This is a genomic window from Asanoa sp. NPDC049475, assembly GCF_040676915.1.
GTDB lineage: Bacteria > Actinomycetota > Actinomycetes > Mycobacteriales > Micromonosporaceae > Asanoa.
In genome coordinates, this window is record NZ_JBFAPY010000014.1 from 60,462 (window position 1) to 84,643 (window position 24,182).

Genomic DNA, 24,182 nt, shown 5'->3' on the forward strand with positions numbered 1-24,182 from the left:
TCCGGCGTGCCGCCGGTGAGGGGACAACGGGCGTGACGGACCCCTCGTGGTTTGTAGCTCTGCCGGCGGCGGACCTGGCAGGGACGGGCCCCTCGGGCCCGGCCCGGTCTCCGGCGGGAGCGACGGCCGTGCCCACGACGGACCCGGGACCGGAATGTGAATGTGACCTACTCCGTGGCGATGATCCTCAGGCCCTGCTTGTAGTCGACCACCGCCGGCGACCAGCCCAGCTCGTTCTGCGCGCGTTCGTTCGAGACGCGCATCGACGTGGTCATCGCCGTGTAGCCGTAGGGCGCCACCCTGCGCAGCACCGCCGCCGGCACCCGCAGCGGCGGCTTGGCGTCGACCAGGCTGGCCATCTCGTCGAGGAGCTCGCCCCAGGTCACCGGGACACCATCGACGATGTTGTACGCGCTGCCCGGCCGCCCCTTCTCCATCGCCGCCACGGTGGCCGACGCCGCGTCGTCGAGGTGGATCATCGGGATCTCGCCCCCGCCGCCCTTGATCACCGGCAGCCGTCGCTTGCGTACTGCGCCGATCATCCGTTTTGTCCCGGGATCGCTGCCGTAGAAGAGGCCATAGCGCAGCGCCACGCCGTCGAGCCCCGGCGTCTCGGAGGCCGTCGCCTCGGCCTCGTGGAAGGCGTCCATGATCGGGCCGAGCGGACCGTCGGTGGGCACCCCGAACGGGTCGGCCTCGGTGAGCTCCTTCGTGCCGTGGTCGCCGTACCCGTACCCGTACACGATCGACTGGGTCAGGAACCGCTTCGCGCCGACCTCCTTCGCCGCCTCGACCAGGTTGGCGCTGCCCTTCGTGCGCAGCTCGTTGGTCTTGTCCATGTCGCGGAAGCGCAGCGGCGGGCGGGTCAGGGCGGTGCACTCGTGGATCACCACGTCCGCCTGGAGACCGGAGACCGCCCGCAGCAGGTCGTCGCGGTCCATGACGTCTGCGACCAGCGTCTTCGCCCCGAACGCCTCGAGCCGGCGGGTGTTGGCCAGCAACCGCGTGATCCCGATGACCTCGTGGTGGTAGGCGACCAGCCGTTGGATCAGCGGCGTCCCGATGGCGCCGGTGGCGCCGGCGAGCAGTACCCTCATGACGACCTCCCGCCCTCCAGTCAACCCCGCCGCGCCCTGCGGTGGGAGCCGATTCGCCGGGTGGTGCGGGGGTCGGGTATTCTCGACAGGTTGCCTGGTCGGCGTGGACCCTCCAGCAACCCCCAAGGCGACCAGATCCCAGGAGTAACCCGTGGCTAGCGTGTGCGACGTCTGTGGCAAGGGGCCGGGCTTCGGCCACAACGTTTCCCACTCGCACCGGCGGACCAACCGCCGCTGGAACCCCAACATCCAGACGGTGCGCACCCCGGCCGGTGGTGGCAACACCCGCAAGATGCAGGTCTGCACCTCGTGCATCAAGGCGGGCAAGGTCACGCGCGCCTGACGGCGCGCTCGAGATCTTTCACCAAGCCGCCGGGCCTGACAGGGCCCGGCGGCTTGCTGTGTTCACAAAGTTCGGCCGTAGGACCGCACGCCCGGCGAGTCGCGGTAGTAGCCGAAGTCGGGGATCCGCTCGTACCCGTTGGCGACGTAGAACGCGATCGCCTCGGGCTGCTTGTCGCCGGTCTCCAGGATCACGCGCTTGCGACCCGCCTCCCGGGCGGAGTCCTCGATCGCGCGCAGCACGGCCCGGGCCACCCCGCGCCGGCGCCCGGCGGGCGCGGTGTACATCCGCTTGAGCTCGGCTTCCCCGTTGCCATGGGACCGCCAGCCCGCGCAGCCGACCGGCTCGCCGTCGAGGAAGGCGACGAGGAAGTCGCCGCCGGGCGGGTCGAAGTCGGTCGGGTCGACGGGGGTGTCGTCACCCGAGCTGCCGTAGCGGGCGCCGAGGTCGATCATGAGCTCGGCGACCAGCGCCACCGACTCGGGCGCCGTGAACGGCAGCCGTTTGATGTCCAGATGTTCCACGGACCCGACGGTACGGCGGCGACCGGTCACGGACCGGCCGCCGCCGCTGTAGCGACGATCACGATCTACCGGTCGCCGGCCTTCGCGACGATCTTGTGGGTCCAGAGGACCTGGTAGTCGACCGTGCCGTCCGAGCCCGACGCCCGCCCGACGGCCCGCCCCGTGGCCGGGTCGAAGAGCAGCTCGTCGAAACGGCCGTTCTCCGTCTGCCGGATCGCCCAGAGCTTCCTGCCGTCGAAGACGGTCTCCCGGGCGGACAGGCCTTTCCAGTTCTTGATCGACTCGAGCATGGCCACCCGGACGTCGGCCGTCAGCAGCGGCTCGGAGCTGACCAGCAGCTCGCCGATCTCCTTGGCGAGCAGGCTGTCGTCGCTGCGCTTGGCGTTGCCGCCGATGCCCTCCAGAAGCTCTTCCCGCAAGGCGGCCGGGTCGGTCGGCAGCGCCGCGAGCCACGCCGGTGTCGGCTGCCAGATCGACGGCTTGTCCACCGGCGTGCCCGCGTCGGTGCTCCCACCCCGGTCGACGTCGTTGCGGATATTCGCCACGGCGGTCATGCCTTCGGGCGTGAACCAGATCTCGGTCTCGTCCGCGGCCAGCACCGGCGGCGCGGCGTCGGCGATGTTGTCGGTCGAGCTCACCCCGTACATCCGCGTGTAGATCAACTGGTCAGGTCCGACCGTCCGCGTCGGTGAGCTGGCCGCCTTGGTGGCCAGCCGGTCGAGCGACTGCCTGGCGTTGATCGACGTGCTGGACCCGAGGGGCAGCGGGTCCCTGGTCGGCGGTGCGGTGATCTTCGCGCCCCCGGATCTGGGTCCGGGGGACGGATCTCCGCCCTTGGGGTTCGACGGGGAGCTGCCGACGCTGATCCCCGGGGTGGCGCCACCGCCCTGGAGGACCACCGCACCGGTCGTGGCCAGGCCGGCGACCACCAGGGCGGCGGCCGCCGGCACCCAGCGGCGGAACCGGGAACGGGCGGAGGGCGCCTGTCGGCGGGTCATGGTGTGCCACGTGCGGGAGACGGACGCGTCGGTCGGCTCGACCAGGCCCGGTGGCAGGTCGCGGACGGCGGTGATGTCGGGGTCGGCGCGGTTCACGGTGTCTCTCCTTCAGGGGTGAGGGCGGCGCGAACCTTCGCGCGCGCCCGGTGCAGGGCCGACCGGACCGTGCCGGGTGGGATGTCGAGGGCCGCGGCGATCTCGGCGTAGTCGAGCTCCGCCACGGCGAACAGCAGCAGCACGTCGCGCTGGCGCCGGGGGAGCTCGGCGAGCACCGTGGCGAGCCGGCGGACGGTGCGCTGGGCGTCGACCCGCTCCTCGGCCGCGTCCGGCCCTGGCTCGGCGTCGGCGAGCGCGCGCAGTGCCCGGAGCTCGGTGCGTCGATGCCGGCGCAGCAGATTGGTGGCGATGCCGTAGAGCCACGGCAGCACCGCGCCCCGGCCGGGGTCGTAGCGGAAACGCTGCTCGTACGCGACGAGAAAGGTCTCCGCCACGACGTCTTCGGCGACCTGCTCGCCTACCCGGCGGGTGCAGTAGCGCAGCAGGTCCCGCCCGTAGGCGGTGAACATGCCGGCCAGATCCGTCGGGTCGGCTCCCGTGGTCGTCGTGGTCATACCCCTACTTGCCACGACGCCCCATCGAGGTTCCCCTTCTTACGAGGCGAAATGGTCCCAGCCGAGCGGGCCCTTGGGTGACTTGCCGTCGACCGTCACGCCCGCGCCCTCGCTGACCCGGCCGATCTCGCGCCAGCCGTCCGGGAGGATGCGGTCGGGCGGGAAGGTCGCGGCCAGCGCGTGGTCGTCACCGCCGCCGAGCACCCAGTGGTACGGGTCGACGCCGAGCGCCTGCGCCGCGTCCCGCATCTGCGGCGGCACCTCGAACGCCCCGCGGTCGATGTCGATCAACACCTTGCTGGCCCGCGCGATGTGCCCGAGGTCCTGGAGCAGGCCGTCGGAGACGTCGAGCATCGCGGTCGCGCCGGCCCGTGCGGCTGCCGGCCCGGCGGCGTAGGGCACCTTCGGCCGGCGGTAAGCGTCGACGAGCAGCACCGGGGTCCGGAAACCGCGGCTCAGCACGGTGTAGCCGGCCGCCGCGTAGCCGACCCGGCCACACAGCGCGACCACGTCGCCGGCCCGGGCGCCGTCGCGGGTCACCGGCCGCCGCCCGGCCAGGTCGCCGAGCGCGGTCACGACGATGGTCAGCGTCGGGCTGCCGGCCATGTCGCCGCCGACCACGGCTGCGCCCACGATGGCGGCCTCGGCGGCGAGCCCGTCGGCCAGGTCCTCGGCCCAGCGGGCGTCCAGGCCCGGCGGCGCGCAGAGCGCCACCAGCAGCGCGGTCGGCGTCGCGCCCATCGCGGCGATGTCGGCCAGGTTGGCCGCGGCCGCGCGGTGCCCGATCTCGACCGCGCTGGCCCAGTCGCGACGGAAGTGGCGACCTTCGACCAGAGCGTCGGTGGACGCCACCACGCGGGCGTCGGGCGCGGCGACGATCGCGGCGTCGTCACCCGGGCCCAGCAGAGTGCCAGGGCCGGGCTGAAGCCGGGCGGTCACCCGGGCGATCAGCCCGAACTCGCCCGTGCGCGCCACACTCACCAGTAACCTCCGGGTTCGGTGCCTGCTCCGTTGCGGTAGTTTCACTTCTCGTGCCGTTGGCGGCGATTGGAGACGGGTCGTGGTCCAGGCGTACATCCTCATCCAGACCGAGGTCGGAAAGGCGCGTGACGTGGCCGCGTCAATCTCGGATATTCCGGGCGTCGTCCGGGTCGACGCCGTCACCGGACCATACGAGGTCATCGCGCTGACCGAGGCACACACCCTTGACGAGCTCGGGAAAATGATCGTTTCCCGGGTCCAGCTCGTACCCGGAATTACCCGCACGATCACCTGTTCGGTGGTGCATCTCTGAGTGGACCGTTCGACCCGCCAGGCCGCGCTGCTCGCGACCGCGGTTGCCATTCCCCTGGCCGTGCTCGTGGCGTTGCTGTCCTTCTGGCGCTTTTCGCCCGACGAGCCGAAAGCCGCGCCGGCCACCTCGGCCCCGGCACCGCAGGCGACGACCCCGGTGACGATGACGGCGCCGGCGCTCTCGCCCCGGGCCACTACGCTCTGCCGCGCCCTGCTCTCGCAGCTCCCGCAGTCGCTCCGGGACCGTGCCCAACGACCGGTGACGGCGGGCACGGAGCAGAACGCCGCCTACGGTGACCCGGCGATCACCCTGGCCTGCGGCGTCCCGGCGCCGACCTTCCCCCAGACGGACCTGGTCAGCCTGCTCGACAAGGTCTGCTGGCACGACGTGGTCACCCCGGAGGCGACGGTCCTGACGACGGTGGACCGCGAGATCACGATCCAGGTGACGGTGCCGAAGTCGTACGAGGCCGCGGGCCAGTGGGCGATCGTGTTCTCCAACCCGATCATCGAGACGGTCCCGAAGCTCGCAACCCCACCCGCGGGCTGCGCCGGTTCGGCCTGACGTATGGAAATACGTCAGTAACACCGCAAGGGCTCGGTCGAAATCTGGCCCTTACAGACTGCGCGTCATGTCGATCTTCCCGAAGGGGGACGCATGACCGTCAGCCGTCGAGGTTTCCTCCGGGCCGTAGGAATCAGCGGGGGAGCGGGCGCGATGTTCGCGACCATGGGCGCCCTCGGCCTCGCACCCACCGCCGCCGCCACGGCGCCGGCCTACCGGGCGCCCAGCCCGGCCGACTTCCATCTGACCGGGCGCGGCCGGGGAGCCCGCGTGGCCGTCCTCGGCGGCGGCGTCGCCGGGCTGGCCACCGCCTACGAGCTCGGGAAGGCCGGCTACGACTGCACCGTGCTGGAGGCCCGCGACGTGGTCGGCGGGCGCAACTTCACCGTCCGGGGCGGCACCGAGGAGACCGACCTCGACGGGCGCACCCAGAAGGCGCGGTTCGGTGACGGCGTCTACCTCAACGCCGGGCCGGGCCGGCTGGCCCAGTGGATGGTCACCCTCGACTACTGCCGCGAGCTGGGCGTCCCGATCGAGGTGTTCACCAACGCCAACGCCGACGCGCTGATCTACAACGAGGCCGCCGGGATGACCGCGCCGGTCCGCTACCGCACCGCGAAGGCCGACGTCCTCGGCTACGTCTCGGAGCTGCTGGCCAAGGCGACGGACCAGGGCGCCCTGGACGCGGCGTTGACCACGGCCGACAAGGAGCGGCTGATGACGTTCCTGCGGTCGTACGGCTCGCTCGGCTCGACCCTGGCCTACACCGGTGGCAGCCGGCGCGGGTTCGCCGCCTATCCCGGTGCGGGCAACGACGTGGGCACGCCGCTGGCCGGTCCCGCCGCGCTGTCCGACGTGTTCGCCAGCAACGTCGGCCGGTACTTCTCGTTCGAGCTCGGCTACGACCAGGCGATGCTGATGTTCCAGCCGGTCGGCGGGATGGACCAGATTCCCAGGGCGCTGGCCAGGGCGGTCGGCGGCCACCGGATCAAGGTCGGCGCCGAGGTGACCGACGTGACCGACACCGGCTCGTCTGTCGCGATCACCTATCGGCAGGGACAGGCCACCCGGGTGCTGCGGGCCGACTTCTGCGTCGCGACGCTGCCGCCGCACCTGATGGCCCGCGTCCCGCACAACCTGGGCACCCCGGTGACCTCGGCGCTCTCCGAGTTCGGCGTCACGGCCGCCGGCAAGATCGGTCTGGAGTACCGGCGCCGTTGGTGGGAGGAGGACGACCGGATCTACGGCGGGATCACCGAGACCGACCTGGACCTCCAGCACATCTGGTACCCGTCGCACGGCTTCCACGGCCGCCGGGGCCTGGTCGTCGGCTACTACAACACCGGTGCGGCGGCCCGCACCTACAGCGCGCTGCCGCACGCCGAGCGTGCGGCGCGGGCGCTGGCCCAGGGCGTGAAGATCCACGGCGAGAAGTACCGTTCCGAGCTCGCGTCGTCATGGTCGCAGGCGTGGGATCGGACGAGATACCTGGAGGGCGCCTGGACGTCGCCGCGCTACACGTCGACCGGCTACCAACTGCTCCTCCAGCCGGCGGGCCGGGTCTACTTCGCCGGTGACTGGCTCAGCCACGAGGTCGCCTGGCAGCACGGTGCGTTCGTGTCCGCCCGATCCGTGGTGACCGCGATCCACCAACGCGTGCTGGCGGGCTAGTCGGCGCGGAGGGCCTCGCCGGCGATCTCGATGTGCACCGTCTTGCCGACCAGCACCCCGCCGCTTTCGAGGGCGACGTTCCACAGCAGGCCGTAGTCCTCGCGCTCGATCTCGGCGGTCGCGCTGAAACCGAAGATGTCCTGGCCGTACGGGTCGCGGCGGGCACCGCCCCACTCGACGCTCAGGTCGACGGCGCGGGTCACGTCGCGGACCGTGAGCTGGCCGTGCAGGGTGAAGCGGACCGGTCCCGGCGCCGGCTCGGGGCCGGTGGCCCGGCGGTTGAGCTTGTTGTTGCGGAGCCGGGCCCACAGGAAGATCGGGTCGTCGGCGCCCTTCCAGGTCATGCCGGTGCTGCGGTAGCGCATCAGGGGGAAGCGCTCGACGTCGAGGAAGTCGGGGCTGCGCAGGTGGGTGTCGCGGTCCGCGTTGTGCGTGGTCAGGCTGCCCGTGTTGATGATCGCGGTCACCGACGACGCCAGCGGGTCCTCGCCGACCACGATCTGCGCGCTGGCCTCGCGGAACTCGCCCCGCACCGGGCTGACCATCATGTGCCGCGCGAGGAAGCCGACCCGCTTGTGAGCCTGGTCCAATTTGTAGACACCAGCACTCGGGATGGTCATGCCTTCCCAGGTTCTGGTCGCAGATGTGGACACGGTTTTACGAGCTCCCCCCAGATCGACCCGACCAGAATAAGGACGCCTAGCTCGGAGCCGGGGTTCGCTGACGGCAACGTGTCAGTGGACACAAACAAGCGCGCCACCCCTCGTGGTCGAGGGGTGGCGCGCCTGTTCGATCAGTCAGTCAGCCTCAGGCGGTGAACCGGAGGCGACGGCGACGGGCGAGGTAGAACACGACGCCGCCGAGGACCAGCAGGCCGCCCGCGCTGCCGGCGATGGCACCGGCGTTGGCGCCGGTCAGCGGCAGGGTCGGGGTGTCCTCGTCACAGCCTTCGGGCTTCGTCCACGAGATCGGGTCGAGGTCGGTGCCGTCGATGCTGGGCGTGACGGTCAGGCCGTCGGAGGCCGGGAAGGTGACCGTCGCGGTCTTGTCCTTCTCCACCTTCATGGTCTGCGGCTCGCCGGTGCTCGGGGTGAAGACGACCTCGAACTCGAGGCCCTCCGGCGGGTTGGTGACCGAGATGCTCAGCTCGTCACAGGTCTGGTCGACGGCGACCTCGGGCTCGCAGCCGCCCTCCGGACCGGTCCACGTGTGCTCGCCGATCACCTTGTCGCGGGTCCTGACGACAACCGCGACCGGGGTGCCGTCTTCGCTCGCCGGCACCACGAACGGCTCCGAGGACTTCCCGATCTCGACGGTGCCCTTGGCGACCTGCTCCTCGCCGACCACGATCGTGTAGCGGAGGGCCTTGGTGGCCTCGCTGCCGTTGGACACCACCACGGTGACCTGGCCGGCGCAGTCGTCGGTGAACACCACCGCCGGCTTCGAAGTCTTGCAGCCGCCCCGGGGGATGTTGACGGTCGCCGACCGGGTCGCCGAGATGTCCTTCTTGCCGCGCAGCCAGTGCGACTCGACGGTCAGGGACGCCTTGGTGACGTTGACGTCGAGCGTCTGGGTGGTCTTGAGCAGGCTGGCCTCACCGGCGAACGCCGGCAGAACCGCGCCGGCCTTGACGGTGTCGCTCTGGAAAGCCGGGTCGAAGGTGGCGCTGACGATGTCGCCGGCGAGGTCCTTCTCGCTGTTGGCGACCTCCCAGTCGACCTGCCACTTGCCCTCGACGCACGTGGCGGTGCCCGAGACCACCGGGTGGTGGGCGCTGGCCGGGGCCGGGCCGAGGACGACCGCCGCGGCGAGGCCGACGACGGCGGCCCCTGCGACGGCGAGCGGTCGCCGCAATGTGGATGGGATGTGGAACACGCGTACTCCTGACAGATGGGGGCTTTCAGGGCACGGTCGAGACACCCGTAGCCACTGTCGGGTGTGGTCAGTCGTGGCTCGGGTCGATTGCCTCGCACGTCTTGCGCAGGCTGGGCGGCAGCCGGCACAGGCGGAGACCTTAGCGGTTTCTAAAACGGACACGCCGTTATCAGCCGGACCTAAGGATGGTGATATCGATTCGTGATTGTTGATATACGACTCGTCACTCTCCGAACCCTGAAAGTCGCGGAGCGGGACGAGGTGCCCACCCGACCGGACGAGTAGCCTGCACGGTTATGGGCACGCAGTCATGACCCGCATCGTCGCGGGCACGCTGGGCGGTCGCCGGCTGGCGGCACCGCCGGGCGCGGGCACCCGACCCACTTCCGACCGGGTACGCGAGGCGCTGTTCAGCAGCATCGACTCGATGGTGGACCTCGACGGCGCCCGGTTCGCCGACCTCTACGCGGGGTCCGGCGCGGTCGGGCTCGAGGCGCTGTCCCGGGGTGCCGCCCACGTGCTGCTGGTCGAGTCCGATGCCCGCGCGGCGCGCACGATCCAGGTCAACCTGACGACGCTCCGGGCCGAGCCCGCCGCCCGGCTGGTCGTCGACCGGGTCGCCGCGGTCCTGGGCCGGGGACCCGACGGCGACCCCTACGACGTGGTGTTCGCCGATCCGCCGTACGCGGTGGACGACGAAGAGATCGCCGCGACGGCGACCGCACTGGTCCGCGGTGGCTGGCTGGCCGAAGACGCCCTGCTCATTTTCGAGCGCTCGTCGCGGAGCGGTCCGCCGCCGCAGGTGGAGGGGGTCACGTCCGTGCGCAGTCGACGTTACGGGGAGACGACGCTTTGGTACGGTCGCCGATCATGAGGCGTGCGGTGTGTCCCGGATCGTTCGACCCGGTCACCAATGGTCACTTGGACATCATCGGCCGGGCGAGCCGGCTGTTCGACGAGGTGATCGTCGGGGTGTTGATCAACCAGTCGAAGACCGGGTTGTTCACCGTCGACGAGCGCATCGAGATGCTCCGTGAGGCGACCGGCGGCTACGGAAACGTCCGGATCGAGTCGTTCCAGGGTCTGCTGGTCGACTTCTGCCGGACCGTGCAGGCGGCCGTCGTGGTCAAGGGCCTGCGGGCGGTCAGCGACTTCGACTACGAGCTCAAGATGGCACAGATGAACATCGGGCTCGCCGGCGTCGAGACCTTGTTCATGCCGACCAACCCCCTCTACTCGTTCCTCTCGTCGAGCCTCGTCAAAGAGGTGGCGAAATGGGGCGGCGACGTGTCGGCGCACGTGCCCGACCACGTCCTGGACGCGCTCCGCGACCGGCTCGCCGCGGGCGGAGTGCGCTGACCTGATCGGCGTGGTTCGATACCGGGTGCGTAGGGCTCTCGATACATAGGGCGACGCGCCGATCCGGAATGGGTGCGGTGTCGCCTCCGGGCCGCATCATTGGTGGAGCAGCCGACCGGCCGCCGGCCGAAAGATGACAGGAGAGTGCGGTGGATCCGTTCGAGCAGATCGACGAGATCATCGCGATGGTGGAGCACGCGCGTGCGGTCCCGATGTCGCGGAACAGCGCCATGGTCGAGCGCGGTCCCATGATCGCGAAGCTTGACGAGCTCCGCGCCGACCTGCCCAGCGAGCTGCGGAGGGCGGCCGCGCTGCTCGACGAGCGAGACAAGATCATGGACGCCGGCAAGCGCGAGGCCGACCGGATCATCAGCGAGGGCGAGGCCGAGCACGCCCGGCTGGTGTCGGTCAACGAGATCACGGTCAGCGCCGAGCACGAGGGCGCCCGGATCATCGCCGAGGCCCGGGCCGAGGCCCAGCGGCTGCGGGAAGAGGTCGACGACTACGTCGACACCGCGCTGGCCAACTTCGAGCAGTTCCTCACCCGCGCGCTAGCCTCGATCGAGCGTGGCCGCGACAAGATGCACGCGCTGCGCGAGATCGGCACCTTCGGCAGCGAAGAAAACGAGCGCCCGCTGCCCTTCTGACCGGTTGCGGGCCCGATTGGCCTCGGTCGACACGCCTCGGGTAACCTGGCATGTCGGCCTCGACAGGCCGGAGTCTGACTATGCCAAAAAACACGCAGCACAACCTCGACCCCCGCGCCCCGCTGGTTCTCGACACCCGAGAACTGCCCCGGCGCCCTGGTGCCATGCGCACCATCGAGCGCGTCGTCGCGGCACCGTCCGACCTCGGCCTGGAGATGATCGGTGTGCCGGAAGGCGCCGAATTGGGTCTCGATCTGCGACTCGAGTCGGTGTCCGAGGGCGTGCTCGTCTCCGGGACGGTCCACGTCCCGATCACCGGCGAGTGCGGCCGCTGCCTGCGCCCGATCAGCGACTCGGCAGACGTCCCGATCCAGGAGCTGTTCGCCTACGAGCACAGCACCACGGACGAGACGAGCGACGAGGACGAGATCGGCCGGGTCCAGGGTGATCTGATCGACCTGGAACCGGCGGTACGGGACGCGGTGGTGTTGGCTCTGCCGACCAACCCGGTGTGCCGTGCCGACTGCCCTGGGCTGTGCCCCGAGTGTGGGGGACTGCTCGACGAGCTGCCCGCTGATCACAGTCACGAGCAGGTCGACCCGCGCTGGGCGGCGCTGTCTGAACTTAACCGTGAAGGGAAGTAACTACCGTGGCCGTTCCCAAGCGCAAGATGTCGCGGAGCAACACCCGGTCGCGCCGGGCGCAGTGGAAGACCACGGCGGTCGCGACCGTGGCCTGCCCGCAGTGCAAGTCGCCGAAGCTGCCGCACGCCGCGTGCTCCGTCTGCGGCACCTACAACGGCCGTCAGGTCATCGAGGTCTGATCTCGGCGTGACGCACCCGACCCTCGGTCGGGCAGCGTCGGCGCCCGGCGACCCGGTTCCCGGACGTTCCCTGGAACCGGTCGCCGTGCGGATCGCCGTCGACCTCCTCGGCGGGGACGGAGCTCCCGCCGTCGTGGTTGACGGCGCTCTGCGGGCGTTCGCGGCTGATCCCGATCTGCGCCTGCTGCTCGTCGGCCCCGCTGAGGTGGCCGACGAGTTCATCGCTGCCGTCCCGCCCACCGCCCGCCATCGCGTGTCCGTGCGACCCCTGTGGGGAGCGGTCGGCATGGCCGACCCGCCGCAGCGTGGTGGGCGCTTCGACACCACCGTCCGCGGTGCCGCCCTGGCCGTCGCCGAGGGCGCGGCCGACGCGCTCGTCTCCGCCGGCGCCACGGGGGCCATCGTCACCGCCGCCGTGCTCAGCCTGGGCCGTTGGCCCGGCATCCGGCGCCCCCCGCTGCTCGCCACCATTCCCGCCGTCGCCGGCCCCGTGACGCTGCTCGACGTCGGCGGCTCGCTGGAGGCCCGGCCCATCACGCTGGCCGGGCACGCCCTGCTCGGAGCCGCGTACGCCGGCATCGTGCACGACATCGCCCGCCCGCGGGTCGGCCTGCTCTCCATCGGCACCGAGCCCGGCAAGGGCGACCGCGCCCGGCGGACCACCGACCCGATGCTGGCGGACCTCAAGCTCGGTGGCGACGCCCACTACGTCGGCCTGGTCGAGGGCTACGACGTCTCGTCCGGTGAGCGCGCCGACGTCGTGGTGACCGACGGCTTCACCGGAAACGTCCTGCTCAAGGGCATAGAGGGCGCCTACGCCATGGCCGGCGGACCGCCGCCGGGCCGGGCCGCTCCCCGGGCCGCCGCACTGCTCGGTGTCGGCGGCACGGTCGTGATCTGCCACGGCGGTGGGACCGCCGACGACATCGCGTCGGGCCTCGCGCTCGCCGCCACCCTGCACCGAAACCGCGCGATCACACGCATCGCGACGGCGTTGGCCGACCTGATCGAGGTGACCACATGACTCTGGACAAGCGCAGGCGACCGCCGGTCGCGCAGCTCGAAGCGGCGTTCGGCATCGGATTCGACGTCGACCTGCTGGAGCGGGCGCTGACCCACCGGTCCTACGCGTACGAGAACGGCGGGCTGCCGACCAACGAGCGCCTGGAGTTCCTCGGCGACTCGGTGCTCGGCGTCGTGATCACGACCGCCCTCTTCAACAACCACCCGGACCTGCCCGAGGGGCAGCTCGCCAAGCTGCGGGCCAGCGTGGTCAACATGCGGGCGCTCGCCGACGTGGCCCGGCGGCTCGGTCCCGGCGGGCTCGGCCCGTACCTCCTGCTCGGCAAGGGCGAGGAGACCACCGGCGGACGCGACAAGAACAGCATCCTGGCCGACACCCTCGAGGCGCTGCTCGGCGCCATCTACCTCCAGTACGGCCTGGACACCGCGGCCGTGGTGATCCACCGGCTGTTCGACCCGCTGATGGCGGAGTCCGCCGGCCGGGGAGCGGCGCTGGACTGGAAGACCAGCCTCCAGGAGCTCACCGCGACGCTGAGCCTCGGCGTGCCGGAATATCGCATCGACGAGGCCGGCCCCGACCACGCCAAGACGTTCACGGCCTGGGTCGTGGTGGCCGGCAAGCGCTACGGCGGCGCCGACGGCCGCAGCAAGAAGGAGGCCGAGCAGCGGGCGGCCGAGTCCGCCTGGCGGGAGCTGTCCGATCGGGTGACGGAGAAGGTGGCCGCGCCGGCCGCCGCCGAATAGGTTTACCCGGTGCCCGAGCTACCCGAGGTCGAGACCGTCCGCAGCGGTCTGGAGAAGCACGTCGCCGACCGGCGGATCGCGTCGGTCGAGGTGCACCACCCGCGCTCGGTCCGCCGTCACCTGCCCGGCCCGCTCGACTTCGCGGGCCAGCTCGTCGGCCGCCGGGTCGTCGACGTCCGCCGCCGGGGCAAATACCTGTGGCTCCCGCTCGACAGCGGCGACGCGATCGTCGGCCACCTGGGCATGTCCGGCCAGATGCTGCTCCAGCCGGCCGACACCCCCGACGAGACCCACCTGCGGATCCGCTTCCGCTTCGACGACGGTGATCCCGAGCTGCGCTTCGTCGACCAACGCACGTTCGGCGGCCTGTCGGTCTCGTCGGGTGGTGCTTCGCTGCCGGCGGAGATCGCCCACATCGCCCGCGACCCGATCGACCCGGAGTTCTCCGACGAGGGTTTCGTGGCCGGCCTGCGCCGCCGCCGCACCGAGGTGAAGCGCGCGCTGCTCGACCAGACGCTGATCTCCGGTGTCGGCAACATCTACGCCGACGAGGCGCTGTGGCGAGCCGGCCTGCACGGCGCGCGCCCGACGGACCGCCTGACCCGGCCGGCCGCGCTGCGCCTGCTGGGACACGTCCGCGACGTGCTGCAGGAGGCGATCCGCGCGGGCGGCACGAGCTTTGACTCGCTGTACGTCGACGTCAACGGCGAGAGCGGATATTTCGAGCGAGGCCTCAACGCGTACGGGCGGGAAGGCCTGCCCTGCAACCGCTGCGGCGCGCCGATGCGCCGCGAGGCGTTCATGAACCGCTCGTCCTTCTCCTGCCCGAAGTGCCAGCCGCGACCGCGGACGGTGGCCGCGGCCCGCTGACGCGGCGGGAGCCGGCCGGCCCCCGCACACTGCGCGGCCGGCTCAGCCGGGTACGACCGCCAGGGGCCGCGGCGAGTCCGACGGCAGCCCCTGCCACGGGTTCGGCGGCCAGCGGTCGGTGACCAGGCCGAACCCGGCACCGCGCCAGGCCATCACGCGGCGCGCGTGTTCGAGCTGCCACGGCGGCACGCTGTGGATCAGGTGGCCGTCGCCGGGCAGCGCGCCCTCGCCGGTCCACTCCTGGTAGTCGTCCCAGGCACCCTCGAAGACACAGATCGGCACGCCGAGGTCGCGGTAGACCGGCTCCGGTGGCGTGCCGGGGTTGAGCACCGTCGCGAACAGGCCGGCCCGGCGGGCGACCCGCACCGCCAACGCCACCGGACCCATGCCGAACGCGCCGGTCGGGCACCGGTCGAGGAAGACGCCCGACATCGGGTACGCGCTCCAGCGGTCGACGTCGTCGAGGATGTCGGCGATCGGCCGCGCCGAGTAGCCCAGGTCGACGTAGCCCAGCATCGGCACCCCCTCCCGGGCGAGCCGCGCCGTCGCCGAGAGGTAGGACTCGTCGGGCGCGACACCCGGCCCGTCCTGCACGTTGACGATCACGGTGGTGCCGACCAGCGCGTCCGGGTCCCAGGCCTGCGGGTCCTCGTGCGGATGCACGTAGAGCGGCACCAGCCTGGTGGGCGCCGGACCGGCGGTGGAGGCGCCGGGTACCCGGCGAGGCAGCTCGATCATCGGTAGCTCCCGGAATGGAAGACGGTGTGTGCGGTGGCGGCGATGCCGAGCACCGACGTCGCGGCCAGGCCGGCCACCGTCGCGGGCAACAACACCTGGATCAACGAGTCGGCGTTGCCGGTCGGCACGGCCACCAGCCAACCCGCTACCGGCACCGCCGCGAAGGCGACCGGGGCCAGCGCCAGCAGCGCCGCCAGCATCAGCCGGCCGCGGGTGGCCAGCAGCAGGGTCGCCGCCCAGGCGCCGGCCAGCAGCGCGCCGGCCGCGGCCGACAGCACGAGCGCGCGGGCGTCCGGGTGGCGGGACAGCTCGTACGGCAGCCGGAACGCGGCGACCACCAGCGCGGCCCCGATCGCCAGCGGCGGCACGAGAGCGGCCAGGGTGGCGACGCCGAGGGCGCGCAGGTGGCGGCGGTAGGCGGCGACGTCGTCGTAGAGGTCCAGCCCCTCGGCGGCGCCGGCGGCGTGCCAGCCGACGAACAGCTCGATCAGCGGCACGGCCAGCAACAGCGGGACCGCGGCGGCTCCCTGCTCAAGCCGCCAGACCAGCAGGAACGATCCTGCCTGGCCGGCTCCGACAAGGGCGTACGCGACCACCGCGCCGACCGGCGTCCGCACCGGCACCCGGGCGCCGGGTGCGTCGCGGCGCAACGCCGGGGCGAAGGCGCGGGCGGCGGCGAGCCCGATCGCCGCGCCGAGCGCCCAGGCCGGCACCACTCCGGCCAGCAGCGCGAGGCTGACCAGCCACACCGGCGCCGACCAGCGCAGCACCGCGCCGACCCGGTTCCCGACCAGGGCGGCCGCGATCGTGGCGAAGGCGACGAGCTCGACACCGCAGACGGCGTACGCGACGACGCGCGAACCGACCAGCCAGCTCGGGCCCAGGGCGATCGCGCCGCCGCAGCCGGCCGCACCGACCAGCAGGCCCAGCCCCAGCCGGCGCAGCGCCGCCCCGGTCGCACCCCGCCCGGCTCGCGCGGACCCGGCGCAGGCCAGCGCCTGACCCCCGGACCAGCCGAGCACCAGCGTCACCGCGAGCAGCGGCCAGCCGACCCGGTCGAGCGTCGCGCCCGAGGCGATCGCGGCGAGCGCCGGCGTCAGGAACAGCGCCGCCCGGGCCAGCGCGGCGCGGGCGAACGGGGCGCGGGCGGGCGGGTGCGCACCCGGCCGGCCGCGCCGCGCCCAGAGCTGGGCCAGCACCGCCTCGCCGAGCGCGAACACGGTCGGCACGCCGTACCTCACCTGCGCCTGCCTGTCGCTGATGCCGGCCGCCTCGATGGTCGCGACCAGCTCCTCGACGTCGACCACCACCACGTTGCCGGCGAACCGCTCGGCCAGGTCGGCGATCGACCGCGGCGGCGGACCGACCGGCCCGATCGTGGGTGCGCTCATGCCGCCGCCACCGCCCGGACGTCGGTGTAGAGCGCGCGGTACGCGGCCAGCATCCGGTCGACGGTGAAATGCGCGAGCGCCCGGTCGCGGCCGTGCGCGCCGAGGGTCCGCCGCCGCTCCCCGTCGCCCAGCAGCTCCAGGCAGGCGTGGCCGAAGGCGACCGGGTCTCCGGGCGGCACGATCAGCCCGGTGCCGCCGACGACCTCGGGCACACCGCCGACGTCGGTGCTGACCGTCGGCCGGCCGCACATCATCGCCTCGATGATCGTGTAGGGGAGGCCCTCCGAGATGCTCGAGAGGGCGACGACGTGACCGTCCGCGTAGGCCTCCCGGCTGCACGTCACCGGTCCGGACAGGTCGACCGCGTCGCGCAGGCCCAGCCGTTCGATCAGGGCGAGACAGCTCGCGGCATAGTCCCGGCCGGTCTCCGGCACCGGGCCGGCCAGCCGCAGCCGGGCCAGCGGTTCCGCGTCGCGGATCGTACGCATCGCCCGGATCAGCGTGTGCAGGTCCTTGAGCGGGTCGATGCGCCCGACCCAGGTGACCGTCGGCACGGTCGGCTCGGTGGCCAGCGGCGGGTAGCGCAACGGCTCGACCCCGTTGGGCACCACCACGACCTTGGCGGGGTGGGCGCCGAGCCGCAGCTCCCAGCGCTGGTTGAAACGGCTGACCGCGGCGACGAGCGCGGCCTCCTCGTAGCCGAGCCGGGCCAGCGCGCGGTAGAAGCGCAGCACCACGGTCTTGACCGCGAGCGGCATCCCGGCGCCGTGCTCCAGATAGCGTTCGCGCAGGTAGACGCCGTGTTCGGTGAGCAGGTAGGGCGTGCCGGCGCGCCACTTGGCGGCCAGCGCGACCAGCACCGGCAGGCCGGCGGCGGCCGGGTGACAGAGATCCACCTTCGGGGTGCGGCAGGCCAGCGGGCGCACGGCGTGCTCGAGCAGCACGGCGGCGGAGCGGGCGTCGCGCAGGGAGAGGCGCGGCAGCGCGGGTCGCCCTGCGGCCGGCGCGGCGGAGGCCTGCCAGGCGTCGAGCAGCACCTCGGGCAGCTCCGTGCCGAACAGCGGGTGCGTGCCGTCGCCGGACAGCTCGGTCAGCCGGCGCAGCCCGTCGGCGAACATGCCGGCGCTGTGCGGGTCGTCGCCGAGCAGCCCACGGCAGAGCAGCACGGCCGCGGCGGACGCGGCGCGCCGGCGGCGGTGCCGGGCGATCCCGCCCGATACGGTGACGGGTCGATCCCATACGGGGTACGTGTCGACCGCGGTGACGGAGCGTGGCACCGGGTAGGCGGGCTCGCGCCGCCCGCCGTGTCCGGTGAGCGCGACGACGTGGAACTCGTGCCCGTCGAGCCCGTTGAGGAGCTGGTGGCACCAGGTGCCGACGCCTCCGGGCGCGTACGGGTAGGTGCCTTCGTTGATCAGTGCGACGCGCACGACGGGACTCCGTGCGCCGCGGCGGCGGCGGTCTGGGTCATGCAGAAGGCAACGACCCACCGCCGCGCCGAAGGGCGGCCTGTCGACTTGAAGACAATCGGATTACTTCACAGCGCCACCTGCGTGGCCTGCGATCAGGCCACCGATCCGAACATCTGTGTCCAGTACGGGCTCCCGTCGCTCGCCTTCGCCAGCCCGACACCGATCGCCTTGGCGTCGCAGTTGAGGATGTTGGCGCGGTGACCGGGGCTGTTCATCCAGCCGTCCATGACCGCGGCGGCGTTGCGGTAGCCCATGGCGACGTTCTCGCCGATGGCGAAGTTGTAGCCGGCGGCCTCGGAGCGGTCCCACGGCGAGCTGCCGTTGCTGCCGTCGTGCGACATCGTGTTGTGCTCGGCCTGATCGACGCTGTGCAGCTGGGCGGCCTTGGTGAGCTTGGCGTTGACGGTGACGGCGCCGCAGCCGTTCATCGCCCGCTGCTTGTTGGTCTCAGCCACGACCTTGGCCTGCTCGGTGCCGCCGGCGCCGCTGGTCGAGACGGTGCTGCCGCCGCTGCTGGTGGTTGACCGCTTGGTCGGCGACGACGTGGTCTTCTTCGGCGTGGGGGAGGCCTTGCGAAGAGTCCGCTTGGGCGACGGCGGAGCGGTGGGGCTGGCCTCGACCGGCGTCGGCGACGGCTCGGACAGCGTTTCGTCGCCGTAGGCGTCGCCGTCCGGGCCGTCCTCGCCACCGCTGGTGTCGGCGTCGAAGGCGCTGTCGCCCGGGCCGGCGATGGCGCCCTTGGTGGAACTGTTGGAGGTGCCGATAAAGCTCGATGGCAACAGCGCCGCGCCGGCGCCTAGGCCGCCTAAAATGATCATTACTACGAAGGCCAGGCCGAGGGGGCCGAAATTACGCCGAGAGTTCCGGTGCTTTCCGGTGTCGGCGTGCTCGGTGTCCTGCACTCGGTCCCTCCAAACGCGACCCCTTTTGGGTCGAACCTGTTGCATCAAGCCGCTCGGGACGCTATACGTGACCTGCTGAATCGGGCAATCTGCCTAAGGAATTCCTAAGGCTTTCTTGTTGCGCTTGACGAACGCGGGTCGCAGGCGGAACATGGAGGTGTCGCCAGTCGCGCCCGATCGTGCCCACTTGTGCCCGTGGGCAGACGTCGCGAGGCATTGGGCGCGCGTTGGCCGGCCATTTCCGGCTGCGCTTTACAAGGAGACGATATGGCGAAGGCCCTCTACGGCCACGTGGGTTCGGCGCCCGACCGGCGTCTGCTCGACGAGGTCACCCGATTGCGTGCCCGAGTTCAGGCGCTCGAGTTCGAGATCACCAGGTTGCGTGCCGAAAACGACCGGCTCGCGGCGGCGGCCGCCGAGGCGGACGGTCTGCTCCGGCTCCCGGAGCCCGCACTCACCTGATCTCGACAGTCGGCACCCGCCGGCTCGCGTGACCCGCACGCACCACCAGAAGCGCGCCGCCACTCATGTGTCGGCGCGCAGCTTTTTGCCCTGCTGCCTTGCAGTACTCAGCCTTGCAGTACTCAGCCGTCGCGATGCTGCCGCCTCGCGACGCCTTCCGGTCGTTCGGCGTGTCGCCGGCATCACCCGCACGGTGGACCCATACTGCCGGGAAGCAACCGGACCGGCGAAAGCCGGCCGGGATACGCTTGGCCCGGAAGACGCCGGGCCGCGAGCGGTGTCCCGCCGGCCCCGAACCTGGTGGCCAACGCCGGGACACCAACGAGCGCGGCAGACCGGGAACGCAAGGCCGAGGCGCCGGAGGCGTCCAGGTGGCGCGGACCGGGGCACGAGACCGGATGGTGGCGGAGGCGCGAAAGCTACTCGGTGGCCGAGGAACCATGGCCGTGGGCGCGACAGCGTCGCGGCGGCAGAGGATCTGCACGACAGCTGGATACCCACGTGAGCCCCGACGGCGGGCCGTCGGACGAGGATTCGATTAGGTGCATCTCAAGAGCTTGACCGTGAAGGGCTTCAAGTCCTTCGCCTCCGCGACGACGTTGCGGCTGGAGCCGGGCATCACCTGCGTCGTGGGGCCCAACGGCTCTGGCAAGTCCAACGTGGTCGACGCGATCTCCTGGGTGCTCGGCGAGCAGGGCGCCAAGGCTCTGCGCGGCGGCAAGATGGAAGACGTGATCTTCGCCGGTACGGCCGGCCGTGCGCCGCTGGGTCGCGCCGAGGTCACTCTGACGATCGACAACCAGGACGGTGCGCTGCCGATCGACTACACCGAGGTGTCGATCACTCGGCGGATGTTCCGGTCCGGTGAGAGCGAATACGAGATCAACGGCAACTCGTGCCGCCTGCTCGACATCCAGGAGCTGCTCAGCGACTCCGGCATCGGCCGGGAGATGCACGTCATCGTCGGCCAGGGGCAGCTCGACGCCGTGCTGCACGCGAAGCCGGAGGACCGCCGCGCGTTCATCGAGGAGGCGGCCGGCGTCCTCAAGCACCGCAAGCGCAAAGAGAAGGCGCTGCGGAAGCTCGACGCGATGCAGACCAACCTCAACCGGCTCACGGACCTGACCGCCGAGCTCCGCCGTCAGCTCAAGCCGCTGGGCCGGCAGGCCGAGGTGGCCCGGCGCGCGGCCGGCATCCAGTCCGACCTGCGTGACGCCCGGCTCCGGCTGCTCGCCGACGACCTGTTCACGCTGCGCACCACCCTCGACAAGGAGATCGCCGACGAGGCGGCCCTGCGCGAGCGGCGCGAGTACGTCGAGGACGAGCACGAGCAGGTCCAGCGCCGCCTGACCCAGCTCGAGGCCGCCCTGGCCGAGGACGCGCCACTGCTCGCGGCCGCCCAGGACGCCTGGTACAAGCTGTCCGCCCTCCAGGAGCGCTTCCGGTCGACCGAACAACTGGCCAGCGAGCGCCTGCGCCACCTGAGCGCCACCCCCGACGACGAGCGTCCCGGGCGTGACCCCGACGAGCTGGCCGCCGAGTCCGAGCGCATAAGGCAACAGGAGGACACGCTCCGGGCCGCGCTCAAGGACGACCAGACCCACCTCGCCGAGGCGGTCGAGTCCCGGCAGGCGCTCGAGCGCCAGCTCGCCGCGGCCGAGCAGGCGCTGCGCGCGGCGGCCAAGGCGATCGCCGACCGCCGCGAAGGGCTGGCCAAGCTCACCGGCCAGGTCAACGCCGCCCGCGCCCGGAGCAACAGCGGCTCCGAGGAGATCGAACGGCTGGCCGCGGCTCACGCCGACGCGCAGGCCCGCGCGCAGCGTGCGCAGGCCGAGGTCGACGCGGTCGCGGCGGAGTCGTCGGAGGCCGACCTGGCCGACGCCGACCTGGACGCCCGGCACGACGAGGCGGTGGCCGCGCACGAGGTGGCCGCGGCCGAGGTACGCGAGCTGACCAACCGGGAGCGGGTCGCCGAGAAGGACGCGGCGACCTGGAAGGCGCGCGAGGAGGCGCTCTCGCTCGGCCTGCGGCGCAAGGACGGCGCCGGAGCGCTGCTGAGCCGGGCCGACCAGGTGCCCGGCCTGCTCGGCAGCCTGGCCGGCATGCTGACCGTCGAGCCGGGCCACGAGGCGGCCCTGGCCGCCGCGCTCGGCGTGCTCGCCGACGCGGTCGCGGTCGCCGGCGTGGACGAGGCCGCCGAGGCGATGCGCTACCTCAAGATCCAGGACGCCGGTCGCGCGTCGCTGCTGGTCGGCACGCCGGCCGGCCCGGGCATGATCGGCTCGCCGGACGCGCTGCGGCCGTCACTGCCGGAGGGTGCGCGCTGGGCGCCGGACGTGGTCCGCTGCGACGAGCGCATCCGGCCGGCCGTGCACTGGGCGCTCCGCGACGTGATCCTGACCAGCGGCCTGGAGCAGGCGACCCGCGCGGTGGCCGACAACCCGCAGCTGCGCGCGGTCACCCCGGATGGCGACGTCGTCGGCGCGTACGCCGCTGCTGGTGGCTCGGCCAAGGCCCAGAGCTTCATCGAGCTGCAGGCGGCGGTCGACGAGGCGGCGGCCAACCGGTCCAGCGCCGAGGAGCAGATCGAGCAGCTCCGCACGCAGCTCGCGACCGCGCGCGCCGCCGTCGCGAGCCGTAAGGAGGCCGTGCAGGTCACCGAGCGGGAGAAGCGGGCCGCCGAGGGGCAGCGCAACGCCGCCGCCCGCCGGCTCGCCGAGCTCGGTGCCGCCGCCCGATCCGCGGCTGCGGAGACCGAGCGTCTCGGCGCTTCCCGCGCCCGGGCGCAGGAGGCCCGCGATCGGGACCTGACCGCGCTGGCCGAGCTGGAGACCCGGCTCGAGCTGGCGGAGACCACCCCGATCGACGAGGAGCCGTCGACCGAGGAGCGCGATCAGCTCGCCGCGATGGTGCCACAGGCACGGCAGAACGAGATGGAGGTGCGGCTGTCGGTCCGCACCGCCGAGGAGCGGGTCGCGTCGATCGCCGGCCGCGCCGAGTCGCTGGCCCGCCAGGCCGCCGCCGAGCGCGCCGCCCGCGAGCGCACGGCCGCCCGCAAGGCCGCCCGGGTGCGCGGCGCCGGCATCGCCCGCGCCGTCGAGATCGGCGCCCGCGAGGCGCTGGCCCGGGTCGCGGTCTCGCTGGCCGCCGCCGAGGAGACCCGCGACGCCGTGGCCTCGGCCCGGTCCGCGCGGGAGGCCGAGTTCCAGGAGGTACGCGCGGCGGCCAAGCGGCTCGCCAGCGACCTGGAGCGGCTGACCAGCGCCGTGCACCGCGACGAGGTGGCCCGGGCCGAGCAGCGGATGCGGATCGAGCAGCTAGAGATCAAGGCCGCCGAGGACTTCTCGCTCGACGTCGAGACGCTGGTCGCCGAGTACGGCCCGGCGCAGCCCGTACCCCCGACGCAGGTCGCTCTGGCCGCGGCCGCCGCGGCGGGTGAGCCGGAGCCCGAAGCGCTGCCCTACGACCGGCCGACCCAGGAGAAGCGGGCCGCGAAGGCGGAACGCGAGCTGGCTTTGCTCGGCAAGGTCAACCCACTGGCGCTGGAGGAGTTCGCGGCGCTCGAGGAGCGGTTCAAGTTCCTGTCGGACCAGCTCGAGGACCTCAAGAACACCCGGCGTGACCTGCTGACCGTGGTCAAGGACGTGGACGACCGCATCCTCGAGGTGTTCACCAACGCGTATCACGACACGGCCCGCGAGTTCGAGCAGGTCTTCACGGTGCTGTTCCCCGGCGGCGAGGGTCGCCTGGTGCTCACCGATCCCGAGGACATGCTGACCACGGGCGTCGAGGTCGAGGCCCGCCCGCCGGGCAAGAAGATCAAGCGCCTGTCGCTGCTGTCGGGTGGCGAGCGCTCACTGACTGCGGTCGCCATGCTGGTCGCGATCTTCCGTGCCCGGCCCAGCCCGTTCTACATCATGGACGAGGTCGAGGCGGCGCTGGACGACGTCAACCTCGGCCGACTGATCACGCTGATGGCCCAGCTTCGCGAGAAGAGCCAGCTGATCATCATCACCCACCAGAAGCGCACCATGGAGGTCGCTGACGCCTTGTACGGCGTGACCATGCGCAACGGCGTGACCGAAGTGATCAGCCAGCGGCTAGCCAGCGAGGAGGACTGATGCGGCCCAAGGCGACCGCGCTGCTGGTCGACCTGGACGGCACCCTGCGCCGCTGGGACCCGGCCGTGATCCACGGCATCGAGGCGGCGCACGACCTCAAGCCGGGCGCGCTGTACCGGGCCGCGCTCGACTGGTCCCGGCTCATGCCGGCGATCATCGGCGAGATCACCCACGACGAGTGGGCCGACCTGATCGCCGCGGACCTCGCGGAGCAGACCGGCGACCCGGACCGGTCGCGGGCGGCGGTCAAGGAGTGGGAGCAGTACCGGGGCACCGTCGAGCCCGGCCTGCTCCAGCTGATCCGCGACGCCCGCGCGGCCGGCATCAAGGTCGGCCTGGCCACCAACGCCACCGACCTGCTGCCGGCGGACCTGCGCACGCTGGGCCTGGCGGACGAGTTCGACGCGGTTATCAACTCCTCGGAGCTGCGCATCCCGAAGCCGGCCCCCGAGTATTTCGGGGCGGCCTGCCTGGCCCTGCACACGCCGCCGCGCAACGTGCTCTTCGTCGACGACAGCGAGCGCTTCGTCCTGGGGGCGCGGGCGGCGGGGCTGGCCGCCTACCGCTGGACCGGACCGGCCGACATTCCCTATATCCGAGCGGCACTCAATCTGGCATAGCGGCATGCATGCGATCATGCATGCCGTGCACTA

General features: G+C 72.1%; 26 protein-coding genes. 15 read left to right on the plus strand and 11 right to left on the minus strand.

Features of this window, described 5'->3' with window-relative positions:
* Nucleotides 1-167: 167 nt before the first annotated feature.
* Nucleotides 168-1,097: an NAD(P)-dependent oxidoreductase gene (locus AB0J88_RS38180; RefSeq protein ID WP_364358573.1), complete on the minus strand. Its 930-nt coding sequence runs from the start codon at nt 1,095-1,097 to the stop codon at nt 168-170.
* Between the two features lie 151 nt (nt 1,098-1,248).
* Between AB0J88_RS38180 and rpmB the strand changes: the two genes are divergently transcribed.
* A complete protein-coding gene (gene rpmB / locus AB0J88_RS38185) occupies nt 1,249-1,440 on the plus strand; it encodes a 50S ribosomal protein L28 (RefSeq protein WP_089254979.1) in 192 nt (63 codons plus the stop codon).
* A 62-nt stretch (nt 1,441-1,502) separates the two neighbouring features.
* On the opposite strand, the gene AB0J88_RS38190 is transcribed toward rpmB, so the two are convergent.
* The 4 genes from AB0J88_RS38190 to AB0J88_RS38205 form a co-directional block, all read right to left on the minus strand.
* A complete protein-coding gene (locus AB0J88_RS38190) occupies nt 1,503-1,955 on the minus strand; it encodes a GNAT family N-acetyltransferase (protein WP_364358876.1) in 453 nt (150 codons plus the stop codon).
* A gap of 74 nt (nt 1,956-2,029) precedes the next feature.
* A complete protein-coding gene (locus tag AB0J88_RS38195) occupies nt 2,030-3,058 on the minus strand; it encodes a hypothetical protein (RefSeq protein WP_364358570.1) in 1,029 nt (342 codons plus the stop codon).
* Nucleotides 3,055-3,573 carry a sigma-70 family RNA polymerase sigma factor gene (locus AB0J88_RS38200; protein ID WP_364358567.1) on the minus strand — a complete coding sequence of 173 codons (519 nt, stop codon included), beginning with the start codon at nt 3,571-3,573 and terminating at the stop codon, nt 3,055-3,057. Before AB0J88_RS38200 ends, AB0J88_RS38195 begins: the two co-directional genes overlap by 4 nt.
* A gap of 39 nt (nt 3,574-3,612) precedes the next feature.
* Nucleotides 3,613-4,554 (minus strand): thiamine-phosphate kinase, encoded by a 942-nt coding sequence (locus AB0J88_RS38205; RefSeq protein WP_364358564.1) that lies wholly within the window; start codon nt 4,552-4,554, stop codon nt 3,613-3,615.
* A 79-nt stretch (nt 4,555-4,633) separates the two neighbouring features.
* On the opposite strand from AB0J88_RS38205, the gene AB0J88_RS38210 reads away from it, so the two are divergent.
* From AB0J88_RS38210 to AB0J88_RS38220, 3 genes are all read left to right on the plus strand, one after another.
* Nucleotides 4,634-4,867, plus strand: a complete 234-nt coding sequence (locus AB0J88_RS38210; protein WP_089254975.1) for an Lrp/AsnC ligand binding domain-containing protein — start codon at nt 4,634-4,636, stop codon at nt 4,865-4,867.
* Nucleotides 4,868-5,431 carry a DUF3515 family protein gene (locus AB0J88_RS38215; protein ID WP_364358561.1) on the plus strand — a complete coding sequence of 188 codons (564 nt, stop codon included), beginning with the start codon at nt 4,868-4,870 and terminating at the stop codon, nt 5,429-5,431.
* Nucleotides 5,432-5,524: 93 nt separating this feature from the next.
* Nucleotides 5,525-7,102, plus strand: a complete 1,578-nt coding sequence (locus AB0J88_RS38220) for an FAD-dependent oxidoreductase (RefSeq protein WP_364358558.1) — start codon at nt 5,525-5,527, stop codon at nt 7,100-7,102.
* Here the strand turns inward: AB0J88_RS38220 and AB0J88_RS38225 are convergent.
* Nucleotides 7,099-7,722, minus strand: a complete 624-nt coding sequence (locus tag AB0J88_RS38225) for a YceI family protein (protein ID WP_364358555.1) — start codon at nt 7,720-7,722, stop codon at nt 7,099-7,101. The two genes, AB0J88_RS38220 and AB0J88_RS38225, sit on opposite strands and share 4 nt — an antisense overlap.
* A 187-nt stretch (nt 7,723-7,909) precedes the next feature.
* The gene (locus AB0J88_RS38230) at nt 7,910-8,977 is read right to left on the minus strand and encodes an LPXTG cell wall anchor domain-containing protein (RefSeq protein ID WP_364358552.1); all 1,068 of its coding nucleotides are present in this window, start codon (nt 8,975-8,977) and stop codon (nt 7,910-7,912) included.
* 310 nt (nt 8,978-9,287) lie between these two features.
* Here AB0J88_RS38230 and rsmD point away from each other — a divergent pair, with 310 nt between their 5' ends.
* From rsmD to mutM, 8 genes are all read left to right on the plus strand, one after another.
* Entirely contained in the window at nt 9,288-9,851 is a 564-nt protein-coding gene (gene rsmD, locus AB0J88_RS38235; protein WP_364358549.1) for a 16S rRNA (guanine(966)-N(2))-methyltransferase RsmD, read from the plus strand.
* Nucleotides 9,848-10,336 (plus strand): pantetheine-phosphate adenylyltransferase, encoded by a 489-nt coding sequence (coaD, locus tag AB0J88_RS38240; protein WP_364358546.1) that lies wholly within the window; start codon nt 9,848-9,850, stop codon nt 10,334-10,336. Before rsmD ends, coaD begins: the two co-directional genes overlap by 4 nt.
* Nucleotides 10,337-10,485: 149 nt before the next feature.
* Nucleotides 10,486-10,983, plus strand: coding sequence for a hypothetical protein (locus tag AB0J88_RS38245; protein ID WP_364358543.1), 498 nt, complete (start codon nt 10,486-10,488; stop codon nt 10,981-10,983).
* An 80-nt stretch (nt 10,984-11,063) separates the two neighbouring features.
* On the plus strand, nt 11,064-11,627 hold the full coding sequence (locus AB0J88_RS38250; protein WP_364358541.1) for a YceD family protein: 564 nt from the start codon (nt 11,064-11,066) through the stop codon (nt 11,625-11,627).
* A 5-nt stretch (nt 11,628-11,632) separates the two neighbouring features.
* A complete protein-coding gene (gene rpmF, locus AB0J88_RS38255; RefSeq protein WP_089254967.1) occupies nt 11,633-11,806 on the plus strand; it encodes a 50S ribosomal protein L32 in 174 nt (57 codons plus the stop codon).
* Between the two features lie 70 nt (nt 11,807-11,876).
* The gene (locus AB0J88_RS38260) at nt 11,877-12,830 is read left to right on the plus strand and encodes a phosphate acyltransferase PlsX (RefSeq protein ID WP_364358873.1); all 954 of its coding nucleotides are present in this window, start codon (nt 11,877-11,879) and stop codon (nt 12,828-12,830) included.
* Entirely contained in the window at nt 12,827-13,573 is a 747-nt protein-coding gene (rnc, locus tag AB0J88_RS38265) for a ribonuclease III (protein ID WP_364358538.1), read from the plus strand. The genes AB0J88_RS38260 and rnc overlap by 4 nt, the downstream gene beginning before the upstream one ends.
* Nucleotides 13,574-13,582: 9 nt before the next feature.
* Nucleotides 13,583-14,443 carry a bifunctional DNA-formamidopyrimidine glycosylase/DNA-(apurinic or apyrimidinic site) lyase gene (gene mutM, locus AB0J88_RS38270; protein ID WP_364358535.1) on the plus strand — a complete coding sequence of 287 codons (861 nt, stop codon included), beginning with the start codon at nt 13,583-13,585 and terminating at the stop codon, nt 14,441-14,443.
* A 42-nt stretch (nt 14,444-14,485) separates the two neighbouring features.
* Here mutM and AB0J88_RS38275 read toward each other — a convergent pair whose 3' ends face one another.
* The 4 genes from AB0J88_RS38275 to AB0J88_RS38290 all read right to left on the minus strand — a co-directional run bounded on the left by AB0J88_RS38275 (nt 14,486) and on the right by AB0J88_RS38290 (nt 18,946).
* Nucleotides 14,486-15,181, minus strand: a complete 696-nt coding sequence (locus AB0J88_RS38275; protein ID WP_364358532.1) for a spherulation-specific family 4 protein — start codon at nt 15,179-15,181, stop codon at nt 14,486-14,488.
* Complete coding sequence (locus AB0J88_RS38280) at nt 15,178-16,572, minus strand: hypothetical protein (RefSeq protein ID WP_364358529.1); 1,395 nt, start codon at nt 16,570-16,572, stop codon at nt 15,178-15,180. Before AB0J88_RS38280 ends, AB0J88_RS38275 begins: the two co-directional genes overlap by 4 nt.
* Complete coding sequence (gene pelF / locus AB0J88_RS38285) at nt 16,569-18,002, minus strand: GT4 family glycosyltransferase PelF (RefSeq protein ID WP_364358526.1); 1,434 nt, start codon at nt 18,000-18,002, stop codon at nt 16,569-16,571. The genes AB0J88_RS38280 and pelF overlap by 4 nt, the downstream gene beginning before the upstream one ends.
* Nucleotides 18,003-18,136: 134 nt before the next feature.
* Entirely contained in the window at nt 18,137-18,946 is an 810-nt protein-coding gene (locus AB0J88_RS38290) for a CAP domain-containing protein (RefSeq protein WP_364358523.1), read from the minus strand.
* A gap of 267 nt (nt 18,947-19,213) precedes the next feature.
* Here AB0J88_RS38290 and AB0J88_RS38295 point away from each other — a divergent pair, with 267 nt between their 5' ends.
* From AB0J88_RS38295 to AB0J88_RS38305, 3 genes are all read left to right on the plus strand, one after another.
* Nucleotides 19,214-19,408 (plus strand): hypothetical protein, encoded by a 195-nt coding sequence (locus tag AB0J88_RS38295; protein ID WP_089254960.1) that lies wholly within the window; start codon nt 19,214-19,216, stop codon nt 19,406-19,408.
* A gap of 542 nt (nt 19,409-19,950) precedes the next feature.
* Complete coding sequence (gene smc, locus AB0J88_RS38300; RefSeq protein ID WP_364358520.1) at nt 19,951-23,529, plus strand: chromosome segregation protein SMC; 3,579 nt, start codon at nt 19,951-19,953, stop codon at nt 23,527-23,529.
* Nucleotides 23,526-24,149: an HAD-IA family hydrolase gene (locus tag AB0J88_RS38305; RefSeq protein ID WP_364358870.1), complete on the plus strand. Its 624-nt coding sequence runs from the start codon at nt 23,526-23,528 to the stop codon at nt 24,147-24,149. Before smc ends, AB0J88_RS38305 begins: the two co-directional genes overlap by 4 nt.
* Nucleotides 24,150-24,182 lie beyond the last annotated feature (33 nt).